Below are 700 nucleotides of genomic sequence, written 5' to 3' on the forward strand. Positions count from 1 at the left end.
ACCCCCGTCCCCCCAACCCCCCGTGCGCCCCCTTCCCCCCCCCCCCCCCAGCTCCCCCCCCCCCCCGGCGCCTCCCCCACCACCCGCCCGCCCAGAACCCCCCCCTCCTCGAAGTGGGCGAGCTGGCCAACGTCACCATCAAGGTAGTCCCGTTCAGCGCGGGTCTACACCTGGGCGTCATGTCAGGCCCGTTCGGGATTCTGCGCTTCCCGCTGAACGGCGACGGCTCCGAAACCGAGCCACCGACCGTCTATGCGGACGGCTACACCGGCGACCTCTACCTGGACAAGCCCGGCGAAGTGGAACGCTACGACGCTGCGTTCAAGAACATCTGGGAGACGGCACTCAGCGAACAGGCGTCAAGGCAGCTGATCTCGGAAGTGGCAGGAAGTTATGGACACGGTTGACCTGACAATAGCGGCGTGGTTCAAGTCCAGCCGCAGCAACGGACAATCTGCATGCGTTGAGGTCGCCATCCTCGACGATGGCACCGTTCCCGTACGGGATTCCAAAGATCCGCAGGGCCCCGCACTAGTCTTCCCGGCCAGCGCATGGACAGCATTCGTCGCCGCCGTGAAGGCCGGCGATCTTCCGATCACGTAACCGGGTTGCGGGGGGGGGGGGGGCGGGCGCGCCCCCCCCCCCCCCCGCGGGCCCCCCCCCCGCCAAACCCCCGGGCCCCGCTGGGGGGGAATAAGAG

Annotated in this window: 2 protein-coding genes; both read left to right on the forward strand. The window is 69.0% G+C overall.

Translation table 11 applies throughout. The features are described from left to right. On the forward strand, positions 1-407 hold a 407-nt coding region (locus ACFV4G_RS04895; RefSeq protein ID WP_380436518.1), incomplete at its 5' end, for a Scr1 family TA system antitoxin-like transcriptional regulator. Continuing rightward, positions 394-603: a DUF397 domain-containing protein gene (locus ACFV4G_RS04900; protein ID WP_380436520.1), complete on the forward strand. Its 210-nt coding sequence runs from the start codon at positions 394-396 to the stop codon at positions 601-603. The genes ACFV4G_RS04895 and ACFV4G_RS04900, both read left to right, overlap by 14 nt. Positions 604-700: the final 97 nt, after the last annotated feature.

It is taken from the genome of Kitasatospora sp. NPDC059747, assembly GCF_042732955.1.
Classification (GTDB): Bacteria; Actinomycetota; Actinomycetes; order Streptomycetales; family Streptomycetaceae; genus Kitasatospora.

What these genes read in the sequence shown, in the direction of transcription:
- ACFV4G_RS04900 (WP_380436520.1), top strand. Translation starts at nt 394, where the DNA reads ATGGACACGGTTGACCTGACAATAGCGGCGTGGTTCAAGTCCAGCCGC.